The following is a 3,388-nucleotide window of genomic DNA, read 5'->3' as shown; positions in this document are numbered from 1 at the left end:
CCCCCCCCCCCCCCCCCCCGGGTCCGATGTGTCCCATATAAACGTAAGCCCGTGACGAATCAGGCGTTTTTCCAGTTTATCTGGTAAAATCAATGGTTTTCATGGCTTCGCGCCATTGCCTTGCGCCCGACATTGGCCTTACAACGTGTCCGGTAGCGTGTGGTGGTCGTACTTGGTGTGCGGCAAGAAAGTATCTGGCGCATGGGAAGTATCAAGCGCATGGCCTATAGGGCATTGCCTGTAAAGGACATCGCCGGTAGGCAAAGCGCGGTAGGCAAGAGCAGTTGGCATCGGAGTTGCGCTAAGCGCCGCCGGGCCCGGATTGACGGGTTGGGGCGGGGCTGTATGGGGGAATCCCGTGGCGCAAACCACAAATTAGGTCGCAATATAGGGCGCTGCCCAGCATTGCTCCTTACGTGCAGTAGGGAAGCGGCTGGGCTCTGCGCAATATCGGTGGGCTGGGCGTGCAGCCCATTTTTTTTGAGTATATGGCTGATTTATTCGCATTGACCGAAGAGGCTTTGGCCGGCATGGACCTCGAACTCGTAGACGTCGAGCGTGCCGCCCTGGGCCTTTTGCGCGTGACGATCGATCGGGTCGGCGGTGTGCGCATCGAAGACTGTGAGCAGGTTTCGCGCCAATTGTCGCGGGTGTTTGAAGTCGAGAACATCGACTATAAGCGGCTGGAAGTCGGTTCGCCGGGCATTGATCGCCCGCTGCGCAACGAGAACGAATTCCGCCGTTTCGCAGGCGAGCGCATCGAAATCAAGCTGCGCGAGGCATTAGACGGACGTAAGGTCTTCTCCGGCACGCTGACCGTGCCCGAAGACGCCGCCGCCTCGGACGCCGCTGCTGGCATGCACAAGACCGTCTTCGGTCTCGAATTTGAGGCAAAAAAGAACGATGTCCAGGTTTTGAACTTCACGGTCGATGACATCGAACGTGCAAAACTGGATCCCGTTCTGGATTTCAAGGGCAAAAAGCGATGAGTCGCGAAATTCTTCTGTTGGTCGATGCCTTGGCGCGTGAAAAGAACGTCACGCGCGACGTCGTGTTCGGTGCGCTGGAAAGTGCGCTGGCCTCGGCCATGAAAAAGCGCTTCAAGGATGATGCGGACATTCGTGTCGCCATCGATAGGGAAACCGGCGATCACGAGGGCTTCCGCCGTTGGCTGGTCGTGCCCGACGAAGCCGGGCTGCAAGAACCCGATAAGCAGGAAATGCTGTCGGACGCGGTGGAAATCGTCCCTGGCATCCAGGAAGGCGAATACATCGAAGAGCCCCTCGAGCCCATCGAATTCGGCCGTATCGGCGCGCAGGCGGCCAAGCAGGCCATTCTGCAAAAGATCCGTGACGCCGAGCGCGAGCAGGTGCTGAACGACTTCCTGGACCGTGGCGAAACCATCGTGTCCGGAACGATCAAGCGCATGGACAAGGGCGACGCCATTGTCGAAACCGGCAAGATCGAAGCGCGTCTGCCGCGTTCCGAGATGATCCCGAAGGAAAACCTCCGGGTGGCCGACCGCGTCCGCGCCTTCGTGTTGCGTGTTGACCACGCCGCCCGTGGCCAGCAAGTGATCCTGTCGCGCACCTCGCCCGAGTTCATTCGCCAGCTGTTCGAGAACGAAGTTCCGGAAATCGAACAAGGCCTGCTGGAGATCAAGGCCGCTGCCCGCGATGCCGGCGTGCGTGCGAAGATCGCCGTGGTGGCTTACGATAAGCGTATCGACCCCATCGGCACGTGTGTGGGCATGCGCGGTTCGCGTGTTACCGCGGTTCGCAACGAGCTGGGCGGCGAGCAGGTCGATATCGTGCTGTGGTCGGAAGACCCCGCGCAGTTTGTCATTGGCGCCCTGGCGCCGGCCAACGTCGAATCGATCGTCGTTGATGAAGACAAGCATGCGATGGACGTTGTCGTCGACGAAGAAAACCTGCCCAAGGCCATCGGCGCCAAGGGTCAGAACGTGCGCCTGGCGTCCGAGCTGACGGGCTGGCAGATCAACATCATGACGCCGGAAGAAAGCCTGAATCGCCAGGAAGTCGAGCGGTCGGGTCTGCGCGCCACGTTCATGAGCAAGCTGGACGTTGATGAGGAAGTCGCTGACATCCTGATCGACGAAGGTTTCACCGGTATCGAGGAAATCGCTTACGTGCCCATGCAGGAACTGCTGGAAATCGAAGCGTTTGACGAAGACACCATCAATGAATTGCGCGCCCGTGCCCGCAATGCGTTGCTGACTGAGGCGATTGCCCAGGAAGAGCGCCTTGAGACCGCACAGGATTTGCTTGAACTCGAAGGCATGACGCAGGAACTGGCTGGCAAGCTGGCCGAGCGTCAAGTGCATACGCGTGATGATCTGGCCGAACTGGCAACGGACGAACTGGCGGAAATCGCCGGCTTGACCGAGCAGGAAGCCAGCGACCTCATCATGCGTGCCCGCGCCCATTGGTTCGACGAAGAATAACCAAAAGGACACGGGTCTGCGGTGGGTAGTGCTGGTTTTATCCACCGCAAGTTCACGTTGTTTGTAATAGCTGCATATAGGGAAGAGAGAGCCTAATGTCGAGTAACACCGTCGCCCAGTTCGCTACCGAGCTGAAAATGCCTGCCAATGTGCTGCTGGATCAGCTGCGCTCGGCTGGCGTTGACCTCAAATCGGTTGACGATTCCGTCACCGACAGCGACAAGGCGAAATTGCTCGAATCGCTGCGTCGTGCCCACGGCGCGACCGAAGGCAAGAAGATCACCCTGACGCGCCGCCAAACGTCCGAAATTCGGCAGGCTGACGCCACCGGCCGTTCGCGCACGATTCAGGTCGAAGTGCGCAAGAAGCGCGTGTTCGTCAAGCGTGATCCCTCCGAAATCGCCCTGGAACAGGCCGCGTCCGCGCGCGCCGAAGATGAAGCCTCCGTCGAAGACGAGCAGCAGGTGTCCGCGCCGGCTGCCCCCGAGGCTCCTGCCGTGGTCGAGCCCCGCGAGGCCACTCCCGTCCAGGCAGAGGCTCCGGCCCCCGTCCAGGCGGAAGATCCCGTTGCTGTAGAAGCGCCCGCGCCGGTTGAAGCGCCCGCGCCTGTTGAATCCGTCGCGGCCGAAGTGCCCGCCCCCGTCGAGGCGAAAGCCCCCGAAGTCCAGGCCCAGCCTGAACCCGAACCGACGCCGGCGCCTGCTCCTGCCGAGCCCGTGGCCGACGAGGCCAAGCCCGAAGTTAAGACTGAATCCACCGAGCCCCTGGCTGAAGAAGCCAAGCCGGAACCCGTTGTGCTAGCTAATAAGTCAGAAACATCTTCCTCCCAGGCCAACGCGCCTGTCGCCCAGGCTCAGCCTGCTGCGAAGTCCGAACCCGTCAAATCCGCCGCGCCCGCCGCGTCGACGCCTGCCGCGCCTGCTG

At 60.9% G+C, this 3,388-nt stretch carries 3 protein-coding genes; all 3 read left to right on the top strand.

What is annotated here, in order from left to right:
* The first annotated feature begins 488 nt into the window (after positions 1-488).
* Positions 489-989, top strand: coding sequence for a ribosome maturation factor RimP (rimP, locus tag ACE039_RS20000; RefSeq protein WP_105555541.1), 501 nt, complete (start codon positions 489-491; stop codon positions 987-989).
* Positions 986-2,464: a transcription termination factor NusA gene (gene nusA / locus ACE039_RS19995; protein ID WP_006225085.1), complete on the top strand. Its 1,479-nt coding sequence runs from the start codon at positions 986-988 to the stop codon at positions 2,462-2,464. The genes rimP and nusA overlap by 4 nt, the downstream gene beginning before the upstream one ends.
* Before the next feature lie 95 nt (positions 2,465-2,559).
* The coding region (locus tag ACE039_RS19990; protein ID WP_485823176.1) for a translation initiation factor IF-2 associated domain-containing protein at positions 2,560-3,388 on the top strand (829 nt) is incomplete at its 3' end.

It is taken from the genome of Achromobacter maghribensis, assembly GCF_057334215.1.
This window is presented reverse-complemented; position numbering and strand designations above follow the sequence as displayed.